The 18,091-nt window shown below is 68.1% G+C and carries 14 protein-coding genes and 1 pseudogene; 10 read left to right on the top strand and 5 right to left on the bottom strand.

Annotated features, from left to right (window positions below; translation table 11 throughout):
• Window positions 1-72: 72 nt before the first annotated feature.
• Entirely contained in the window at window positions 73-759 is a 687-nt protein-coding gene (locus K3U93_RS11275; RefSeq protein WP_083011203.1) for an MBL fold metallo-hydrolase, read from the top strand.
• 7 nt (window positions 760-766) lie between these two features.
• Here K3U93_RS11275 and K3U93_RS11270 read toward each other — a convergent pair whose 3' ends face one another.
• The gene (locus K3U93_RS11270; protein WP_071509466.1) at window positions 767-1,210 is read right to left on the bottom strand and encodes a universal stress protein; all 444 of its coding nucleotides are present in this window, start codon (window positions 1,208-1,210) and stop codon (window positions 767-769) included.
• 320 nt (window positions 1,211-1,530) lie between these two features.
• Here K3U93_RS11270 and K3U93_RS11265 point away from each other — a divergent pair, with 320 nt between their 5' ends.
• Window positions 1,531-3,126 (top strand): mannosyltransferase, encoded by a 1,596-nt coding sequence (locus tag K3U93_RS11265; protein WP_083011249.1) that lies wholly within the window; start codon window positions 1,531-1,533, stop codon window positions 3,124-3,126.
• A 43-nt stretch (window positions 3,127-3,169) separates the two neighbouring features.
• Complete coding sequence (locus K3U93_RS11260; RefSeq protein WP_083011204.1) at window positions 3,170-3,889, top strand: MgtC/SapB family protein; 720 nt, start codon at window positions 3,170-3,172, stop codon at window positions 3,887-3,889.
• A gap of 30 nt (window positions 3,890-3,919) precedes the next feature.
• On the opposite strand, the gene uvrB is transcribed toward K3U93_RS11260, so the two are convergent.
• Complete coding sequence (uvrB, locus tag K3U93_RS11255; protein ID WP_071509468.1) at window positions 3,920-6,100, bottom strand: excinuclease ABC subunit UvrB; 2,181 nt, start codon at window positions 6,098-6,100, stop codon at window positions 3,920-3,922.
• A gap of 119 nt (window positions 6,101-6,219) precedes the next feature.
• A complete protein-coding gene (locus K3U93_RS11250) occupies window positions 6,220-8,313 on the bottom strand; it encodes a serine/threonine-protein kinase (RefSeq protein WP_083011250.1) in 2,094 nt (697 codons plus the stop codon).
• A gap of 311 nt (window positions 8,314-8,624) precedes the next feature.
• Here K3U93_RS11250 and K3U93_RS11245 point away from each other — a divergent pair, with 311 nt between their 5' ends.
• The 7 genes and pseudogenes from K3U93_RS11245 to K3U93_RS11215 all read left to right on the top strand — a co-directional run bounded on the left by K3U93_RS11245 (window position 8,625) and on the right by K3U93_RS11215 (window position 15,344).
• Window positions 8,625-11,285, top strand: a complete 2,661-nt coding sequence (locus K3U93_RS11245) for an FHA domain-containing protein (RefSeq protein ID WP_083011205.1) — start codon at window positions 8,625-8,627, stop codon at window positions 11,283-11,285.
• A gap of 77 nt (window positions 11,286-11,362) precedes the next feature.
• Complete coding sequence (locus K3U93_RS11240; RefSeq protein WP_176220013.1) at window positions 11,363-11,809, top strand: ribonuclease FAU-1 family protein; 447 nt, start codon at window positions 11,363-11,365, stop codon at window positions 11,807-11,809.
• A 75-nt stretch (window positions 11,810-11,884) separates the two neighbouring features.
• Window positions 11,885-12,469 carry a DNA polymerase ligase N-terminal domain-containing protein gene (locus K3U93_RS11235; protein ID WP_083011206.1) on the top strand — a complete coding sequence of 195 codons (585 nt, stop codon included), beginning with the start codon at window positions 11,885-11,887 and terminating at the stop codon, window positions 12,467-12,469.
• Window positions 12,466-13,464, top strand: a complete 999-nt coding sequence (ligD, locus tag K3U93_RS11230; protein ID WP_083011207.1) for a non-homologous end-joining DNA ligase — start codon at window positions 12,466-12,468, stop codon at window positions 13,462-13,464. Before K3U93_RS11235 ends, ligD (K3U93_RS11230) begins: the two co-directional genes overlap by 4 nt.
• Window positions 13,464-14,384 carry a non-homologous end-joining DNA ligase gene (gene ligD, locus K3U93_RS11225; protein WP_083011208.1) on the top strand — a complete coding sequence of 307 codons (921 nt, stop codon included), beginning with the start codon at window positions 13,464-13,466 and terminating at the stop codon, window positions 14,382-14,384. Before ligD (K3U93_RS11230) ends, ligD (K3U93_RS11225) begins: the two co-directional genes overlap by 1 nt.
• 33 nt (window positions 14,385-14,417) lie before the next feature.
• A pseudogene (locus K3U93_RS11220) lies at window positions 14,418-14,885 on the top strand (Fpg/Nei family DNA glycosylase); the annotation flags it as partial.
• Window positions 14,886-14,927: 42 nt separating this feature from the next.
• On the top strand, window positions 14,928-15,344 hold the full coding sequence (locus K3U93_RS11215) for a hypothetical protein (RefSeq protein WP_083011210.1): 417 nt from the start codon (window positions 14,928-14,930) through the stop codon (window positions 15,342-15,344).
• On the opposite strand, the gene coaE is transcribed toward K3U93_RS11215, so the two are convergent.
• Complete coding sequence (gene coaE, locus K3U93_RS11210; RefSeq protein WP_083011211.1) at window positions 15,341-16,585, bottom strand: dephospho-CoA kinase; 1,245 nt, start codon at window positions 16,583-16,585, stop codon at window positions 15,341-15,343. The genes K3U93_RS11215 and coaE overlap by 4 nt on opposite strands.
• Before the next feature lie 24 nt (window positions 16,586-16,609).
• Entirely contained in the window at window positions 16,610-18,055 is a 1,446-nt protein-coding gene (gene rpsA, locus K3U93_RS11205; RefSeq protein WP_083011212.1) for a 30S ribosomal protein S1, read from the bottom strand.
• Between the last annotated feature and the right edge of the window lie 36 nt (window positions 18,056-18,091).

Genomic DNA, 18,091 nt, shown 5'->3' with positions numbered 1-18,091 from the left:
CATGCTATGTGCCCACACCGACAAGCACCGGACCCAGGCGGTGCCAGGGGCCGGACCAGTAACCTTGCCCATATGACTGCCTCGGTTGTGCCCGACAATAACTACACCGGACACGTCGACCCCGGTACCGCCGCCCGCCGCACCCTGCCCGGCGCCACGATCCTGAAGGCGTCGGTCGGCCCGATGGACAACAACACCTACCTGGTGACCTGTTCGGCGACCGGAGAAACACTGCTCATCGACGCCGCCAACGACGCCGACGTCCTCCTCGACCTCATCCGGCGTTACGCCCCGAAGGTGTCGCTGATCGTGACCAGCCATCAGCACTTCGATCACTGGCAGGCGCTGAAGGCCGTGGCCGCCGCCACCGGCGCGCCGACCGCCGCCAACGAGATCGATGCGGGACCGCTGCCGGTCAAACCCGACCGTTTGCTGGCCGACGGCGACACCGTGCAGGTCGGCAAGCTGACCTTCGACGTCATCCACCTTCGCGGGCACACGCCCGGATCGATCGCGCTGGCCCTCGACGGGCCGGCGACCGGCGGGGTCACCCAGCTGTTCACCGGTGACTGCTTGTTCCCGGGCGGTGTCGGCAAGACATGGCAGCCCGGGGATTTCACCCAGCTGCTCGACGACGTCACCACCCGGATCTTCGACCGGTTCGCCGACGACACGGTCGTCTACCCGGGCCACGGCGACGACACCGTGCTGGGCAAGGAACGCCCCCACCTGCGCGAATGGCGCGAACGCGGTTGGTAGGCCCCGGCTAATTCGTGGTGTGCACGATCAACACGTCAACCTTGGCCCGACGCGAGACGTTGGCCGGCACCGATCCCAGCAGCCGCCCCGCAATCGTGCTCAGGCCGACGTTCCCGACGACCAGCAGATCGGCCTCTTCGTCCTCGGCCAGCTTTACCAGCGCGTCGACCGGAGCGCCGACGATCGGCCGCTCCTCCACGTTCGTGGCGCCGGCCGTGCGCGCCCGCTCCTTGGCGTCCTGCAGGATCGCGTAAATCGGCGCGGTGCCCGACACCTTGTAGCTTTCTTCCCGCAGTGCGTCGGCGGCCCGGGTGTCCTCGTGCTGGGGCAGGTACGCCGACGCGATGATCAACCTGGCGTCGGCCCCGGCGATTTGGCCCGCCCGGTCCACCGCACGCATCGACGAATCCGAGCCGTCGGTCCCGACCACCACGGTCCGATAGGCGCCCATTTAACCTCCCAGTGTCGGTTGCTACGCCAAGCCAAGACAGTATCGCGTTGTCAGGTAAAGATGGGTCAGATTAACCACACATCAACGGCGTGGCGCAACCGGCATTTGCCGGGCCACGCTGCACCAACGGACAATATTCCCGATCATAAAACGGCCGAATGCTCACCGTCACGCCGGAAAGCCCTGCATTGGCGAGCTTTTCGTGAAATGCGGGCGCGGTGTGCAAATGCGCGTTTGCCGCCGCCGATCGTGCAAAACCGCGCAATGGAGCGACTGATGGTGAGCCGGTCCAGCTGGCGCACCTTACAGTGACAGGCATCATGTCTATGTCCATTCTCGAGCAGCGTGACGCGGGCGCCGTTCACCAGCCCGCGCCCGCCCGGCCGCGCGGCAGGCTGCTCGACCCGTGGGCGGTCGCGGTGTTGGCCGCCGTTGTCAGCGGCGCGTGGGCCAGTCGGCCGTCGCTGTGGTTCGACGAGGGCGCCACGATCTCGGCGTCCGCCAGCCGGACGCTGCCCGAGCTGTGGAAACTGCTGGGCCATATCGATGCCGTGCACGGGCTGTATTACCTGCTGATGCACGGTTGGTTCGCGATATTTCCGCCGACGGAATTCTGGTCGCGGGTGCCCAGCGCCCTGGCCATCGGCGGCGCCGCCGCCGGCGTCACGGTTTTCACCAAGCAGTTTTGCGGGCAGGGTTCGGGGCGGGCCACGGCGGTCTGCGGCGGCATCGTCTTCGCCATCATGCCGCGGGTTACCTGGGCGGGTATCGAAGCTCGCTCCTCCGCGCTTTCGGTGGCCGCCGCCGTCTGGCTGACCGTCTTGCTTGTCGCGGCGGCGCGGCGCAACAGCGCGCGGCTCTGGCTGTTCTACGCGCTGCTCTCGATGTTGTCGATATTGGTCAGCATTAACTTGGTGCTGCTGATGCCGGTCTACGCCGCGATACTGCCGCTACTCGCGCCCGAGAAATCTCGAAAATCCGTCGTCGTGTGGTGGTTGATCAGCTCAACCGTGGCGGTCGGGGCCATGACGCCGTTCATCCTGTTCGCCCACGGGCAGGTTTGGCAGGTCTCGTGGATCGGGACGCTGACGCGCAACGTCTACCTCGACGTCCTGCATCGGCAGTATTTCGACCACAGCGTTCCATTCGCCATCCTGGCGGGCGTTATCGTCGTGGCCGCGGTGGTGGCGCGGCTGGCCCCGATAGCGGTCCGGGCACCGGGCCCCGGCGGCGATGCCCGCCGGCTTTTGCTGGTCAGCGCGGCATGGATCGTCATTCCCACCGGGATCGTGCTGATTTATTCGGCGGCCGTCGAACCCGTCTATTACCCGCGCTACCTGATCCTGACCGCTCCGGCGGCGGCCGTCGTTTTGGCGGTCTGCATCGTCACGGTCGCCCGCAAGCCGTGGCCCATCGCCGGCGTGCTCGCGCTGTTCGCCGTTGCCGCTTTTCCGAACTACTACTTCACGCAACGCGGGCCGTATGCCAAGGAGGGCTGGGATTACAGCCAGGTGGCCGATCTGATCGGCTCCCATGCCGCACGCGGGGACTGTCTGCTGGTGGACAACACGGTGCCCTGGAAGCCCGGGCCGATCCGCGCCCTGCTGGCCACTCGGCCGGCGGCCTTCCGGTCGTTGATCGACGTCGAACGCGGCGCCTACGGCCCCAAGGTCGGCTCGCTGTGGGACGGCCACGTCGCCGTCTGGCTGACGACGGCCAAGATCAACAAGTGCTCCACCATCTGGACCATCACCAACAAAGACAAGTCACTGCCCGATCATCAAAGCGGACAATCGTTGCCGCCGGGAAGCGCGTTCGGCCGCACACCGGCGTATCGGTTCCCGAGCTACCTTGGGTTCCGCGTCGTCGAACGTTGGCAATTCCATTACTCGCAAGTGGTGAAGTCAACGCGGTGACGGGCCGGGTGTTAAGGCACAAACCGTGGGGTAATTGACGGACATGCAGATCTGGCTGGCCGACCCATTCCTCGGCGGTGCCGTACAGGGCACCCGGCACCTCGTCGAGCTGTTCGCCGCGTTCGGGCTCACGGCGCTGATCGGCCTGGAACGCACGGTCCAGGGGAAAAGGGCCGGGCTGCGGACCCAGACCATCGTCGGCACGTCGTCGGCGCTGATCTTCTTGGTCAGCAAGTACGGCTTCGCCGATGTCTTGTCGGCGGGCACGAGCGTGTTGGACCCTTCACGCGTCGCGGCCCAAATCGTCTCGGGCATCGGCTTTTTGGGCGCCGGGATCATCATCACCCGCCGCGGTGCCGTCCACGGGCTCACCACGGCGGCCGCGGTATGGGAGTCGGCCGCGATCGGCATGGCGGCGGGCGCCGGCCTGCTGCTGCTCGCCAGCGCCGTGGTGGCCCTGCACTTCGTCAGCGCGCTCGCCTTCAATAGGGTGGAGCGCCAACTCTCCGCGCGGCTGCACGGCAGCGTCCGGCTGCACGTCGTCTACGAGAACGGCCGCGGCGTGCTGCGGGAGTTGCTGCGGGTCTGCGGGCAGCGAAATTGGTTGCTCACCGAGCTCGACGCGGACGCCCACGATATCGACCTCGACCAGGTCGGGGTGACGATGACGTTGTCGGGCGACAAGATTGCGAACGCCATGCAGGTGCTCAGGGAGGTCGACGGGGTTAACGCCGTGCTTCGTGCCGAGGAGAGTACGGACTGAACCGGCGCGGATCGCCGCCGGCGGTGCGCGTCACTTCAGGCCGGCGGCGTCCATCCCACGCAGTTCCTTCTTGAGGTCGGCGATCTCGTCGCGGAACCGGGCGGCCAGCTCGAACTGCAGATCCCGCGCGGCGGCCATCATCTGCGCGGTCAGGTCCTTGATCAGGTCGGCAAGTTCGGCGCGCGGCATGCTGGTGACGTCGCGACCCTCGAACACCCCGGCGCTGACCGCGCGGCCGGGTTCGCCCTGGGCACGCCGGCCGCGCGAGGCGTTGCGGCCCGACCCGCCGATGGGAACGGACTCGGTGGCTTCGGTATCGGCCGCCTCGCGGTAGACCTGGTCGAGGATGTCGGCGATCTTCTTGCGCAGCGGCTGCGGGTCGATGCCGTTGGCCTCGTTGTAGGCGATCTGCTTGGCCCGGCGCCGTTCGGTCTCGTCGATGGCCTCCTTCATCGAATCGGTCATCGTGTCGGCGTACATGTGCACCTCACCGGACACGTTGCGGGCGGCCCGGCCGATCGTCTGGATCAGGCTGCGCGACGACCGCAGGAAGCCCTCCTTGTCGGCGTCGAGGATCGACACCAGCGACACCTCGGGCAGGTCCAGGCCCTCGCGCAGCAGGTTGATGCCGACCAGCACGTCGTAGTCGCCGAGCCGCAGCTGGCGCAGCAGCTCCACCCGGCGCAGCGTGTCGACCTCGGAATGCAGATAGCGCACCCGGATGCCCATCTCCAGCAGGTAGTCGGTGAGATCCTCGGCCATCTTCTTGGTCAGCGTCGTCACCAGCACCCGCTGGTCGGCGTCGGCGCGTTTGCGGATCTCGCCGATCAGGTCGTCGATCTGCCCCTTGGTCGGCTTGACCACCACTTTCGGGTCCACCAGGCCGGTCGGCCGGATCACCTGCTCGACGAACTCGCCACCGGCCTGGCTGAGCTCATACGGGCCCGGGGTGGCCGACAGGTACACCGTCTGCCCGATCCGCTCGGCGAACTCCTCCCAGGTCAGCGGGCGGTTGTCGACCGCGGACGGCAGCCGGAACCCGTACTCGACGAGGTTGCGTTTGCGCGACATGTCGCCCTCGTACATGCCGCCGATCTGCGGCACGGTGACGTGTGACTCGTCGATGACGAGCAGGAAGTCCTCCGGGAAGTAGTCGAGCAGGGTCGCGGGCGGCGAGCCGGGGCCCCGGCCGTCTATGTGCCTTGAGTAATTTTCGATGCCCGAGCAGAACCCGACCTGGCGCATCATCTCGATGTCGTAGTTGGTGCGCATCCGGAGCCGCTGGGCCTCCAGCAGCTTGCCCTGGCCCTCGAGCTCGGCGAGCCGCGCGGCCAGTTCCTCCTCGATGGTGGAGATCGCGTGCGCCATCCGCTCCGGACCGGCCACGTAGTGGGTGGCCGGGAAGATCCGCAGCGAGTCCACCTGGCGGATCACCTCCCCGGTCAGCGGGTGCAGGTAGTACAGCGCCTCGATCTCGTCGCCGAAGAACTCGATGCGCACCGCCAGCTCCTCGTAGGACGGGATGATCTCCACGGTGTCGCCGCGCACCCGGAACGAGCCGCGGGTGAAGGACAGGTCGTTGCGCGTGTACTGGACGTCGACCAGCAGCCGCAGCAGCCCGTCCCGGGGCACGTCGGTGCCGACCCGCAGCTCGACCGAGCGGTCCAGGTAGGACTGCGGCGTGCCCAGGCCGTAGATGCACGACACCGAGGCGACCACCACCACGTCGCGACGGGACAGCAGCGAGGACGTCGCGGAGTGCCTTAAGCGCTCCACGTCGTCGTTGATGGAGCTGTCCTTTTCGATGTAGGTGTCGGTCTGCGCGATGTACGCCTCGGGTTGGTAGTAGTCGTAGTACGACACGAAATACTCAACCGCGTTGTGCGGCAACATCTCTCGCAGCTCATTGGCCAGCTGGGCGGCCAGCGTCTTGTTGGGCGCCATCACCAGGGTGGGCCGCTGCAGGCGCTCGATCAGCCATGCGGTGGTGGCCGACTTGCCGGTCCCGGTGGCACCCAGCAGCACCACGTCGCGCTCCCCCGCCGCGATCCGTCGCTCCAACTCTTTGATGGCGGCCGGCTGGTCGCCGGCCGGCGCGTGCGGGCTGACCACCTCGAAGCGGCCGCCGGCACGCACCAACCCTGCCACCTCCTCTGCGGCGGGGCGATATTCGGAATGCGCGACTACCGGGTGCTCAGTGGCGAAAGCCATGCCACCCAGGGTAGAGCGGCGCACTGACAGGTGCGCCGCTCTACCCCGCCGCGAGGGTGCGCAGAATGCCAGCCGCAGCGGCGTGTCGTGGTGCAAACACGCACCCTCGCCGTCAGGAATCAGCTGGGGCGGGTCCACGTCCGCGTGACGGGATCGCATTGCAGCAGGTAGCCGTCGTTCGAGGTGGACATGGCGAACACCGAGGTGTTCGGCCGGTCGCACGAGCTGCCGGACGCGTGCACCCCCATCGTGATGGGGGCTTTGGCCCACGTGTTGCCTTCGCAGACGACCTGCTCGTTGTTGGTCGGGTCGTAGGCAAGTTTGCCGACGTCGCTGCACAGCCCGCCGAGGACGGGCGGTGCCGGGTGGGCCGGCGTGGTCGAGGTGCTGATCACCTGTGTCGGATCGGCCAAGGTCACGGCCGGCGGCACGTCACCGACCCGCGTGGCCACGACGGGCACCCGCACGACCGCTCCCTGTGCGCCGCACTCATTGGTGAGGACGGTCTCGGTTTGCGTGCCGCGCAGGGTGCCGTCGGCCTGCGGCGCCAACGACCATGCGATGGTCTCCTGCTGGGTGGCCCGCACCTGTCCGTTCGGCTGCGTGCAGCCCACCCGCTCCTGCTGGGGTGCGCCCTGCCAATAGCCGCCGATGAAGCGCAGCGTGTCCGTGTGCCCCCCGTCGGCGGTGCTGGTCACCTGGTGGTTGGCGTCGTCGAGCTGGGTCCCGGTGGCCGCACACCCGTTCGTGGTGCACACCGAACGGAAAGCCCACCAGTCGGTGGGGGCGCCGTCGTGGCGGATCGGCACGCCGTTGGTGGTCTGCTTGCCGCGGTCGTAGCTCAACTGGAAGGTGCCGTTGAGCACCGGCCCCGACGAGGTGGTCGCGGCGTTGGGCGCCGGGACCGACGGTTTCGACGCCAGGGCGGGAACGTTGGCCGCGGGGCTCTCCGGCTCGAACGAGTACAGGGTCGACCAGGTCGCCGCCACGGCGATCAGCACCGCGCCGACGAGCGCCGTCGCCCACCGGGTCCGTGACGAATACCTGTGGTTCATCGCCGCCACAACGCCACGGACGCCGCCGCCGCGCCGTCGCGCCGGCAAAGCGGCATCGGGTTGGGCGGCCCGATCGGCGTCGCAGACGTCGTCGAACCGCTCGCCGACGGCTCCCACGGCGGATGCAAACGCGCGACACCGCTCGAACCGGTCCTCGGGTTGTTTGGCCAGCGCCTTGCGGAACACCTCGTCGAGGTCCGCCAAATCCGGGCGGTAATCGCTGAGCCGGGGTGGATCCTCGTGCAGGTGTTGGCTGATCACCGCGATCGGGTTGGAGTGCTGGAACGGTGGCGCACCGGTGAGCAGATGAAACGCCGTGGCGGCCAAGGCATATTGGTCCGCCCGACCGTCGATGTTGGAACCCGTCAACTGTTCGGGCGCCGCGTAGGCCACCGTTCCCACCGCGACATTGGTCTCGGTGATGCCGCTGATGTTGCCGAGGTGACGAGCCACGCCGAAGTCCGCCAATAGGATTCGCCGTTCCCCGTCCTCCGGGTGGGTGAGCAGGATGTTGGCGGGCTTGACGTCGCGGTGCAGCAAGCCGCGATCGTGGGCGTAGTCGAGCGCGCCGGCGACGGCGTGCAGGATGGCGCACACCTCGTGGACCGGCAAACCTTTTTGGCCGTCCTGGTGGCGCTCTTTGACCAGTCGGGCCGCGTCGGTGCCCTCGACGTAGTCCATGGAGATCCACAGCTGGCCGCCGTATTCGCCGCGGTCGTGGACCCCGACGATGTGCGGGTGCCACAGCGTCGCCGCAAGGTCGGCCTCCCGGTTGAACCTCTCGCGAAACTCCGGATCCGCCGTCACCGCCTCGGCGAGCACCTTGATCACGTCGCGGCGCGGCAGCCGGGGATGCAGGGCCAGGTAGACCTCGGCCATGCCGCCCGCGCCCAGCTGCCGCAGGATCGTGTAGCCGGCAAACGGCGCGCCACCACTGAGCGCAAGGCGCGATCCCCCGGCCTCGCCAGGCTGCTCCGCCGGCTGGGGCTCCGCGTTCGGGGTCGAGTTGACCGGCGGAATGCGGCGAAACAGGTGCGCGACGGTCGCCGAGGGCAGTGAGTGAAAGCCCGATCGCAGGGCCTCGCGGACCAAACGCGGGTTACTCAGCAGCCGTCGCCCGGCATCGAGGCGCCGGGTGGTCCCCTTGTGTTCGTCCATCAGCTTGACCCCCTCGCTTCTCGGCACTACCTGCGGGTATCGCCGCAACCTGACGCGGGGCGAAACACCCTGGGCGCTTGCATCGAGATCGGGGCCCACGAGCGGCTCCGGTTGACCTCGGCACCGTGGGCCGGCGCGGCGGCGCGCCCGCACACACCCCTAGCTGCCGTCACGCTCGAATCATGCCGGATCCCGGTGGGCGATTGATCTCAGCAGGCTATGAAACGGCTATGAGTGGCCAAATCGAAATAAAGTTAAATCACAGGCGAGTCCCATGGAGCCCGCTCGAGCCGCGGACCGATACTTGAGTAGTGACTCGACCCGCCCCGCCCGTCGTGACGATCCGGCACGACGGGTCCCAACGTTCCTTCGCGGCAGGCCACGAGGTGATCATCGGGCGTGACGTGAACGCCGACGTGCGCATCCCGGACCCGCGGATCTCCCGCACGCACCTGATCTTGCGGTTCGATCAAGGCCGATGGCTGGCAATCGACAACGGCTCGCTGAACGGGACCTACGTCAACGGCTACCGGATGCCGGTCATCGACATCCACGACGGTCAGAGCATCAACGTCGGCAACCCGCAGGGACCGCGGCTGACCTTCGCGATCGGACCGCAGCAGGGCCAGACCAGCCGGCCGCCCCAGACGAGGCCGACGCGGGACTCCGGACCGCCCACTATGGCCTGGTCCGCGCTCCCGGAGCAGACGAATCCCGCAGTGCCGCCTTCGCCGCCGCGTGGCCAGACCACACGCCAGCCCCAAGGCCCGGCTCGCGGCGGTCCCCACGTCGCGCCGCGGCGCCCTGTGCCGCCCAGGCAGCCGGTTTCGCCGCCGCGCCAGGCGCCGCCGCGGCTTCAGACATCGGGAAGGCCGCCCCGCGGGACGCCGCCCGACCAGCTGACCGTGGTCAACGCCGGCGCGCCGGCCTGGCCGGAACCCACGCCCCCCACCGAGTCCACCGTGATCGACGCCAGGACGGCCGACGTGTCGAACCTGGCGACCAGGATGGTGAAGTTCCTGACGCCGCGCTCGTCGGCGGCGACCAAAACCGGCACTATCACGATCGGCCGCGCAGCCGACAACGACATCGTCGTCCCCGACGTCTTGGCCTCGCGTCAACACGCGACCCTGGTGCAGACGCCGCTCGGCACCGAGATCCGGGACAACAGCATCAACGGAACTTTCGTCAACGGCACCCGCATCGGGTCGGCGATCTTGACCGACGACGACGTCGTCACCATCGGCAACGTCGACCTGGCGTTCCGCGACGGCACGCTGATCCGGCGCAGCGAAGCCGCGCGGCGCACCGGCGGCCTCGAGGTGCGCAACGTCAGGTACGTCGCCGACAACGGCAAGCAATTGCTGGACAACATCTCGCTGTCCGCCAGGCCCGGCACGCTGACCGCCATCATCGGCGGCTCGGGCGCCGGAAAGACCACCCTTGCCAGGCTGGTCGCCGGCTACGCCCGTCCCAGTTCCGGCTCGGTCAGCTTCGAGGGCCATGACATCCACGCCGACTACGCGTCGCTGCGCAGCAGGATCGGCATGGTCCCGCAGGACGATGTCGTGCATCATCAGCTGACGGTGAACCAGGCGCTGGGCTACGCCGCGGAGCTGAGGCTGCCGCCCGATACCAGCAAAGCCGACCGCGCCCAGGTGGTCGCGCAGGTGCTCGACGAACTCGACATGACCAAGCACGCCGACACCCGGGTCGACAAGCTGTCCGGCGGCCAGCGCAAACGCGCCTCGGTGGCGCTGGAACTGCTCACCGGGCCGTCGCTGCTGATCCTCGACGAGCCGACGTCGGGGCTCGACCCCGCGCTGGACCACCAGGTCATGACGATGCTGCGCCAATTGGCCGACGCCGGCCGCGTGGTGATCGTCGTGACGCACATGTTGTCCTACCTCGACAACTGCGACCAGCTGCTATTGGTGGCGCCGGGCGGCAAGACCGCCTACTGCGGACCGCCCGACCAGATCGGCGAGGCGATGGGAACCACCAACTGGGCCAAGATCTTCACCCGGGTGGGCGCCGACCCCGAGGAGGCCAACCGGCGCTTCCTGGCCCAGAGCGAGGCCCAGAAGCGACCGCAGAAACTCGTGCCGGCCAAGGCGGACGAGCCGGGCGACCTCGGCGAGCCGGTGCACACCAGCGTGCGGCGCCAGATCTCGACGATCGCGCGCCGGCAGGTGCGCCTGGTCGTCGCCGACCGCGCCTACTTCATATTCCTGGCGCTGTTGCCGTTCATCCTGGGTGTGCTGTCGCTGACCGTCCCCGGCAACAGCGGATTCCGCGTCGCCGACCCGCAGGCCGGCACGCCCGACGAATCCGCGCAGATCCTGAACCTGCTGCTGCTCGCCGCGGCCTTCATGGGCACCGCGCTGACGATCCGCGACCTGGTCGGCGAACGCGCCATCTTCCAACGCGAACAAGCGGTCGGGTTGTCGACGTCGGCCTACCTGCTCGCCAAGACCGCGGTGTTCTGCGGGTTCGCCATCCTGCAATCGGCGATCACCACCACGATCGTGGTAATCGGCAAGGGCGCGCCAACGCAGGGCGCCGTGCTGCTGGGTAACGCCACCTTCGAGCTGTTCACGACCGTCGCCGCCACCTGTGTGGCCTCGGCCATTCTTGGCCTGGCCATCTCGTCGCTGGTGCGCTCCAGCGAGCAGATCATGCCGCTGTTCGTGGTGTCGATCATGGCGCAGCTGGTGCTGTGCGGCGGGATGGTTCCCGTGACGGGCCGGCTCGCCCTCGACCAGTTGTCCTTTGCGATGCCCGCGCGCTGGGGCTACGCGGCGGCGGCGTCGACGGTCAACGTCCGGCATCTGGTACCGGGTTCGCTGATCCCCCAGGACCGGTTCTGGCAGCACACGTCCAAGATCTGGCTGCTCGACATGGGCATGCTGGCCGCGCTGTCCGTGTTCTATGCGGGCTTCGTGCGCTGGAGAATCAGGTTGCGCCGATAGGGGGCGACATCATCCACCCGCCGAAGCACGAGACGTTCGACCTGGTGGCCCGCACCAATACCGATCCCAAGGGCATTGTGCGGGCCGTCGACGAGTACGTGGTGCGACCGTGGGGTCTCTATATTGCCCGTCCCACGCCGGGCAGGGCCCAGTTTCACTACCTCGAATCGTGGCTGCTGCCGTCGTTGGGCTTGCGCGCCACGGTCTTTCACTTCAATCCGGGTCACGAACGCGACCACGATTACTACCTTGATGTGGGCGAATACACGCCCGGCCCGAAGGAGTGGCGTTCCGTGGACCATTACCTCGACATCGAGGCTCGCACCGGCGCCGGGGCGGGACTAGCCGATGTCGACGAGCTGCTGGACGCGGTGCGCCACGGCCTGCTGACCCCGGAAGTCGCCGAGCGGGCGGTGCGGCGCGCGGTGGCCGCGGTCGACGGTCTGGCCCGCCATGACTATGACCTTTCCCGGTGGACGGCCAGCAACGGCATGGAACTCACCTGGCGCCGAACCTCGACTTGATGTCGGGAGTTAGTCGGCGCCGGCCGCCATGAACCGGGACAGTTTTCGGATCCTGCGCCCGGGTAACTCTTGGGTATGCCCCTGAGCGAGTACCGGCGCAAACGCCGGTCCGGCACCAGCCCCGAGCCGGCCGGACGGCGGGGCCGAAAGCGCCGCGGAACCGACGACGGCCCGCGTTTCGTCATTCAGCACCATGCGGCGCGCAGCGACCATTACGACTTTCGCCTCGAGATCGACGGCGTGCTCGTATCCTGGGCGATACCCAAAGGGCCGTCGACCAACCCCAAGGACAGGCGAATGGCGCGCCGCACCGAGGACCACCCGCTGGAATACGCCTCGTTCGAGGGCGTGATCCCCGCGGGCGAATACGGCGCCGGCGGTGTCATCGTCTGGGACCGCGGCACGTACGCCAACGCGACCAAGCACGAGATGGGTGAAGGCCTTGAACGCGGCCATCTTTCGTTTCGCTTGCACGGCGAAAAGCTGCGCGGCGGCTATGCGCTCACCCGGATCAGGGAGGGCAAGGACGAAACGTGGCTGCTGATCAAACGCAGGGACGAGGACGCCGACGCGCGGCGTAAGCCGGTGCGAAACCAGCCGGAATCGGTGCTGACGGGCCGCACGCTCGACGACCTGAACGACCCGGACGAATCGTCGTGACGGGTTTCGCCGGGCTGCCCGGCTCGGTCCGCGCGGCGCTGCACGACGAGCCGGTGCCCGACTGGCGGGCCCCCATGCTGGCCACCCTGACCGACAAGCGGTTTTCCGATCCGCAATGGATTTTCGAGCGCAAATTCGACGGGATGCGCTGCCTGGCATTTCGCGACGGCGACCGGGTGCGGCTGCTGTCGCGAAATCGTCAGCCGCTCAACGGAACCTATCCGGAGCTCGTCGACGCGCTGGCCGCCCAGCACACCACCCGGTTCGTCGTGGACGGCGAGGTGGTGGCGTTCGAGGGACGCCGTACCAGCTTCGCCCGGCTGCAGGGCCGTCTGGGCATCACCGATCCCGAGGTCGCCCGGGCGTCACCGGTCCGCATCTTTTACTACGTCTTCGACCTGTTGCACCTCGACGGCGAGTCCACCGTCGACGTGCCGCTGCTGTGGCGTAAAAGGCTGCTGCGCAACGCCATTGACTTCGACGATCCGCTGCGCTTCACCACCCACCGCGTCAAGGACGGCATCGCCGCCTACCGGGCCGCGTGCGAGCGCGGCGACGAAGGCGTGATCGCCAAGCGTGCCGACTCGACGTATGAGGGCCGCCGCTCGCCGAATTGGCTGAAGTTCAAATGCGTCCGCGACCAAGAATTCGTGGTCGGCGGCTACACCAGCCCCAAAGGCAGCCGCATCGAGTTGGGCGCGCTACTGCTCGGCTATTACGAAGGCCGCGACCTCGTCTACGCCGGCAAGGTCGGCACCGGCTTCGACGAGGCCACGCTGCACAGCCTGCACGCCCGGCTGTCGCCCCTCGAGCAGGACACGCCACCGTTCACCCGAGGTCTGGTGCACGAGAAGAGCGCCCACTGGGTACGCCCGGAGCTGGTGGCCCAAATCGGGTTCACCGAGTGGACCCGCGACGGCAAGCTCCGCCACCCGCGGTACCAAGGCGTGCGCACCGACAAGGAGCCCGGTGACGTCATCCGGGAGACGCACTGATGGCGCGCATCGAGGTCGAGGTCACCCACCCGGACCGGGTGATGTTTCCCGACCCCTCCTCTCAAAAAGGGATCACCAAGGGCGATCTCGTCGACTACTACGGCGAGGTGGCCGACACCATGCTGCCGCACCTCAAGGACCGGCCGCTGAGCGTGCAGCGATTCCCGCGCGGCATCGGCGAACAAGGGTTCGTGCAGCAGGATTTCGCCGATTCGCTGCCGGACTGGATCGGCCGGGTCGAGGTCGCCCGGGAGGGCGGGGCGGGCGGCACCGTGGTGCACCCGGTGGCCGAACGCCCGGAGGCGCTGCGATGGCTGGCCAATCAAAACTGCGTCGCGCTGCACGTGTGGCAGTCACGGCGGGGCCGGCTGCACAACCCGGACCGGCTGGTCTTCGACCTCGACCCGTCCGACACCGACTTCGAGGCGGTGCGGGCGACCGCCCGCGCGGTGGCCGGGGTGTTGGACGACCTAGGGCTGGCCCGTTACGTGCAGACCACCGGCTCGCGCGGGCTGCACGTGGTAGTGCCGCTGCGCCCCGACACCGATTTCGACGCCGCCCGCCAATTCGCCCGCGACGTCGCCGAACTGGTGGTGGCCGACGATCCCGCGCACCGCACCGTGGAGGCCCGCAAGGATAAAAGAGGCCGCCGGGTGTATCTCGACGTGATGCGAAACGCCTACGCCCAGACCGCGGTGGCGCCGTATTCGGTCCGGGCCCGCGCCGGTGCGCCGGTGGCGACCCCGCTGGAGTGGGACGAACTGGACTCCTTAAACAAGCGAAGCCTGCGGTCGGACCGGTTCACCGTCCGCAACATTCTGAAACGGCTTGCCGGGCAACGCGATCCGTGGGCCGATATGTATCGGCACGCCCGCTCACTGACCGGTCCGACGCGGCGCCTAGCGAAGCTTCGTGCCTGAACTGCCCGACGTGGAAGGGTTTCGGCGCGAGCCGATCTCCGCAAGCTGCGCGGGGTGTGGCTGGCCGACGACGAGGACGACGTCGAGCGCGTGACGGGCCCGCAGGGTCCCGACGCGTTGGGCATCGGCCTGCCGGCGTTCCGCGATGCCCTGAAGGGGCGGCCTCGAAAAAGGACTGGTCGGCTGAAACCCACGCTGATGGACCAGTCGGTGATCGCCGGTCTCGGTAACTTGCTCACCGACGAGATCTGCTGGCGGGCACGGATTCCGCCGACCCGCCCGGTCCCCGACCTGGACGCCGACGATGTCCGGCGCCTGCACACCGCGATGGTCCGGGTGCTGCGCACCGCGGTGCGACACGGCCGGGTCCCCGGCCTGCCGCGGTGGCTCACCGGGGTGCGCGACGCCCCGGACCCGCACTGCCCGCGCTGTGGCACGGCTTTGAGGAACGGCCGGGTGGGCGGCCGGATGTCGTGGTGGTGTCCCCACTGCCAGCCCTGACAGCTTGGTCTTCGGATGACGCTGGGCGTAATCTCGGCAGCTATGAGCCCCAGCAAGCGCAGGTGGATGCCGATTGCCGCCTTGACCGTGATCGCGTCCGGCTCCCAGCTAAGTCCGGCGACCGCCCGGGCGGAACTCCACAACATCACCTACCGCGCCAGGATCGACGGGGTGACCACCGGCAGCCAGGCGACCTTCGTGATCAACGGCGGCCAGACGAACACCACCGGCCTCGGCTCGATGCCCGGCAACGTATTCGAGGCCGACACGGTGCTGCCCGATCCGCAGCAAGCAGGCATGCAGGTTGTGCTTCATTGGCCCTACTCGGCGAACGTGCACTGCGAGATCGACGTCGACGACAACGTTTTCACCCAGGTCGACCAATTCGTCAGGACCGCGCCCGGAAACACCGGCCCGGCGAACGGTGCGCTGGGGTGCGGCGCACCCTTGCCCCGCTAGGCGCCCGGCGAGGGCCGCCACCCGGTCGAATCGGCCCACTCCCATGCCAGCCGGTAGGCGTCGAGAAACCAGGGCTCCTTGGCGGCGACGTAGGCCGCCGCGTCGCCGCCCGCCCGCTTTTCGGCCGCGCGCTTGACGGCCAGGTAGTCGGCGCGCGCGCCGGGGTTGGCCGCCAGCCAATCGACAAATAGCAGCGCGAACTGCTGATTGGGCCAGCCGTCCACCCGGACATGCACGTTGGCCGGGCGGCCCGGATCCGCCGAGGCGTGAATTCGCTTGTGCCACAATGCGGGATCGTCGCTGTGGTCGTAGCGGTCGACGGTGCTGCGGGCTCCAGCGTTGGAGGCCTTGACGATGTCTTCCGTGATGCGCTCGATGCGGGGGTAGCCGGCGGCTAACAACGGCTCGGCGAGTTCGTCGGCGACGGCCAGCGATTCGACGGTGACCTGAACGTCGATGACGTCCTTGGCGGCGAAGTCGGGATACCCGGAAAACACTGTCGAGCCGATGTGGTCGATGCGCAACGCCCGGTGGCCGCACGTGGTCTTCAACCGGGCCAGGATTCGCCGCGCCTGCTCCGGCCACGTCGGATCGGGCGGGACCAGCCGCGCCGGTGCCGGCGCGATCCGGCGCGCACCTAGGTTGTGGGCGAACGGCAGGATGCGGTCGTGCCACACGTCGCGGGCCCGCCGCGCCAATTCGTCTGGGCTGCCGGAGTTGTCCAGCCACACGTCGGCGACGGCGCGGCGCTGCTCGTCGCTGGCCTGCGCGGCGATCCTGGCGCGGGCGTCCTCTTCGGGCATGCCGCGTTGTTCGACCAGCCGCCGCACCCGCACCTCGACGTCGGCGTACACCACCACCACCAGCGGGAACAGCGGCGCCATCCCGGATTCCACCAGCAGCGGAATATCTTCGACGACAACGGAATCCGCCGCTACGGCCGCGATGATCTCCGAGCGGCGCTTGCCGACTAGCGGGTGAACGATCCCGTTGAGCACGCCACGCGCCTCGTCGTCCCGGAAAGCCTTGGCGGCCAAGGCCGGCCGGTCCAGCGACCCGTCGGGAAGCAGGATGTCGCCGCCGAACGCGTCGACCAGCGTCGCCAGGCCCTCGGTTCCCGGCCGGACCACCTCGCGCGCAATGACATCCCCGTCGACGACGACCGCGCCGCATTGCGCGAAGGTGGCCGAGACGGCCGACTTGCCGGCGCCGATGCCACCGGTCAGCCCGATGCGCAGCATTGCGTGAGTGCGATCAGCAGAAGGTTAGGCGTTGCCGGCGAGCTTTTCCCGCAGAGCCGCCAATTGGGCGTCACTGGCCAGCGATCCACCGGCCGCCTTCTCCGACGGCGCGCCGTTGCCCGGCGCCTGGTCGCCACCGCCGTGCCCGGCCGACTCGGCCGCGGCGAACTTCTCCATCTGGGCGGTGTGCATCTTGTGCCGGCGCTCGGCCTCGGCGTAGCGGCCCTCCCACTCGGTGCGCTGCTTGTCGAATCCCTCCAACCACTCGTTGGTTTCGGGGTCGAAGCCCTCGGGGAAGATGTAGTTGCCCTGCTCGTCGTAGCTGTCGGCCATGCCGTACTTCGCCGGGTCGAACTCGTCGGTGTAGTCCTCATTGGCCTGCTTGAGGCTCAGCGAGATCCGGCGCCGCTCGAGGTCGATGTCGATGACCTTGACCATCGCGTCGTCGCCGACCGCAACCACCTGGTCGGGCACCTCGACGTGGCGCTCGGCCAGCTCGGAGATGTGCACCAGGCCCTCGATGCCCTCCTCGACGCGCACGAACGCGCCGAACGGCACCAGCTTGGTGACCTTGCCCGGCACGATCTGGCCGATGGCGTGGGTGCGGGCGAAGTGCCGCCACGGGTCTTCCTGGGTTGCCTTGAGCGACAACGAAACCCGCTCGCGGTCCATGTCGACGTCGAGCACCTCGACGGTGACCTCGTCGCCGACCTGGACCACCTCGGACGGGTGGTCGATGTGCTTCCAACTCAGCTCGGAGACGTGCACCAGGCCGTCGACACCGCCGAGATCGACGAACGCGCCGAAGTTGACGATCGACGAGACCACGCCCTTGCGGATGGTGCCCTTCTGCAGCTGGTTCAAGAATTCGCTACGAACTTCCGATTGCGTCTGCTCCAGCCACGCCCGCCGCGACAGCACCACGTTGTTGCGGTTCTTGTCCAGCTCGATGATCTTGGCTTCGATCTCCTTGCCGATGTAGGGCTGCAGATCGCGCACGCGCCGCATCTCGACCAGCGAGGCGGGCAGGAAGCCGCGCAGCCCGATGTCGAGGATCAGGCCGCCCTTGACGACCTCGATGACGGTGCCCTTGACGGCCTCGTCCTTCTCCTTGAGCGCCTCGATGGTGCCCCAGGCGCGCTCGTACTGCGCGCGCTTCTTGGACAGGATCAGCCGGCCCTCTTTGTCCTCCTTGGTGAGAACCAGGGCCTCGACCTCATCGCCCACGGAAACGACCTCGTTGGGGTCGACATCGTGCTTGATGGAGAGCTCGCGGGCGGGGATGACCCCTTCGGTCTTGTAGCCGATGTCGAGGAGCACCTCGTCCCGGTCCACTTTTACGATGGTGCCTTCGACGATGTCGCCATCGTTGAAGTACTTGATCGTCTTGTCTATTGCTGCGAGAAAGTCCTCGCTGGAGCCTATGTCGTTGATGGCTACTTGCGGCGAGGTGACGGCGGGACTCGGCATGTTGTTGGGTTGCTCCGGACAGGTTGGGTCGTAGGG

Source organism: Mycobacterium malmoense (assembly GCF_019645855.1).
In the GTDB taxonomy this organism is placed as follows: Bacteria; Actinomycetota; Actinomycetes; order Mycobacteriales; family Mycobacteriaceae; genus Mycobacterium; species Mycobacterium malmoense.
This window is presented reverse-complemented; position numbering and strand designations above follow the sequence as displayed.

What these genes read in the sequence shown, in the direction of transcription:
- K3U93_RS11275 (WP_083011203.1), top strand. Translation starts at nt 73, where the DNA reads ATGACTGCCTCGGTTGTGCCCGACAATAACTACACCGGACACGTCGAC.
- K3U93_RS11270 (WP_071509466.1), bottom strand. Translation starts at nt 1,210, where the DNA reads ATGGGCGCCTATCGGACCGTGGTGGTCGGGACCGACGGCTCGGATTCG.
- K3U93_RS11265 (WP_083011249.1), top strand. Translation starts at nt 1,531, where the DNA reads ATGTCTATGTCCATTCTCGAGCAGCGTGACGCGGGCGCCGTTCACCAG.
- K3U93_RS11260 (WP_083011204.1), top strand. Translation starts at nt 3,170, where the DNA reads ATGCAGATCTGGCTGGCCGACCCATTCCTCGGCGGTGCCGTACAGGGC.
- uvrB (WP_071509468.1), bottom strand. Translation starts at nt 6,100, where the DNA reads ATGGCTTTCGCCACTGAGCACCCGGTAGTCGCGCATTCCGAATATCGC.
- K3U93_RS11250 (WP_083011250.1), bottom strand. Translation starts at nt 8,313, where the DNA reads ATGGACGAACACAAGGGGACCACCCGGCGCCTCGATGCCGGGCGACGG.
- K3U93_RS11235 (WP_083011206.1), top strand. Translation starts at nt 11,885, where the DNA reads ATGCCCCTGAGCGAGTACCGGCGCAAACGCCGGTCCGGCACCAGCCCC.
- ligD (WP_083011208.1), top strand. Translation starts at nt 13,464, where the DNA reads ATGGCGCGCATCGAGGTCGAGGTCACCCACCCGGACCGGGTGATGTTT.
- K3U93_RS11215 (WP_083011210.1), top strand. Translation starts at nt 14,928, where the DNA reads ATGAGCCCCAGCAAGCGCAGGTGGATGCCGATTGCCGCCTTGACCGTG.
- coaE (WP_083011211.1), bottom strand. Translation starts at nt 16,585, where the DNA reads ATGCTGCGCATCGGGCTGACCGGTGGCATCGGCGCCGGCAAGTCGGCC.
- rpsA (WP_083011212.1), bottom strand. Translation starts at nt 18,055, where the DNA reads ATGCCGAGTCCCGCCGTCACCTCGCCGCAAGTAGCCATCAACGACATA.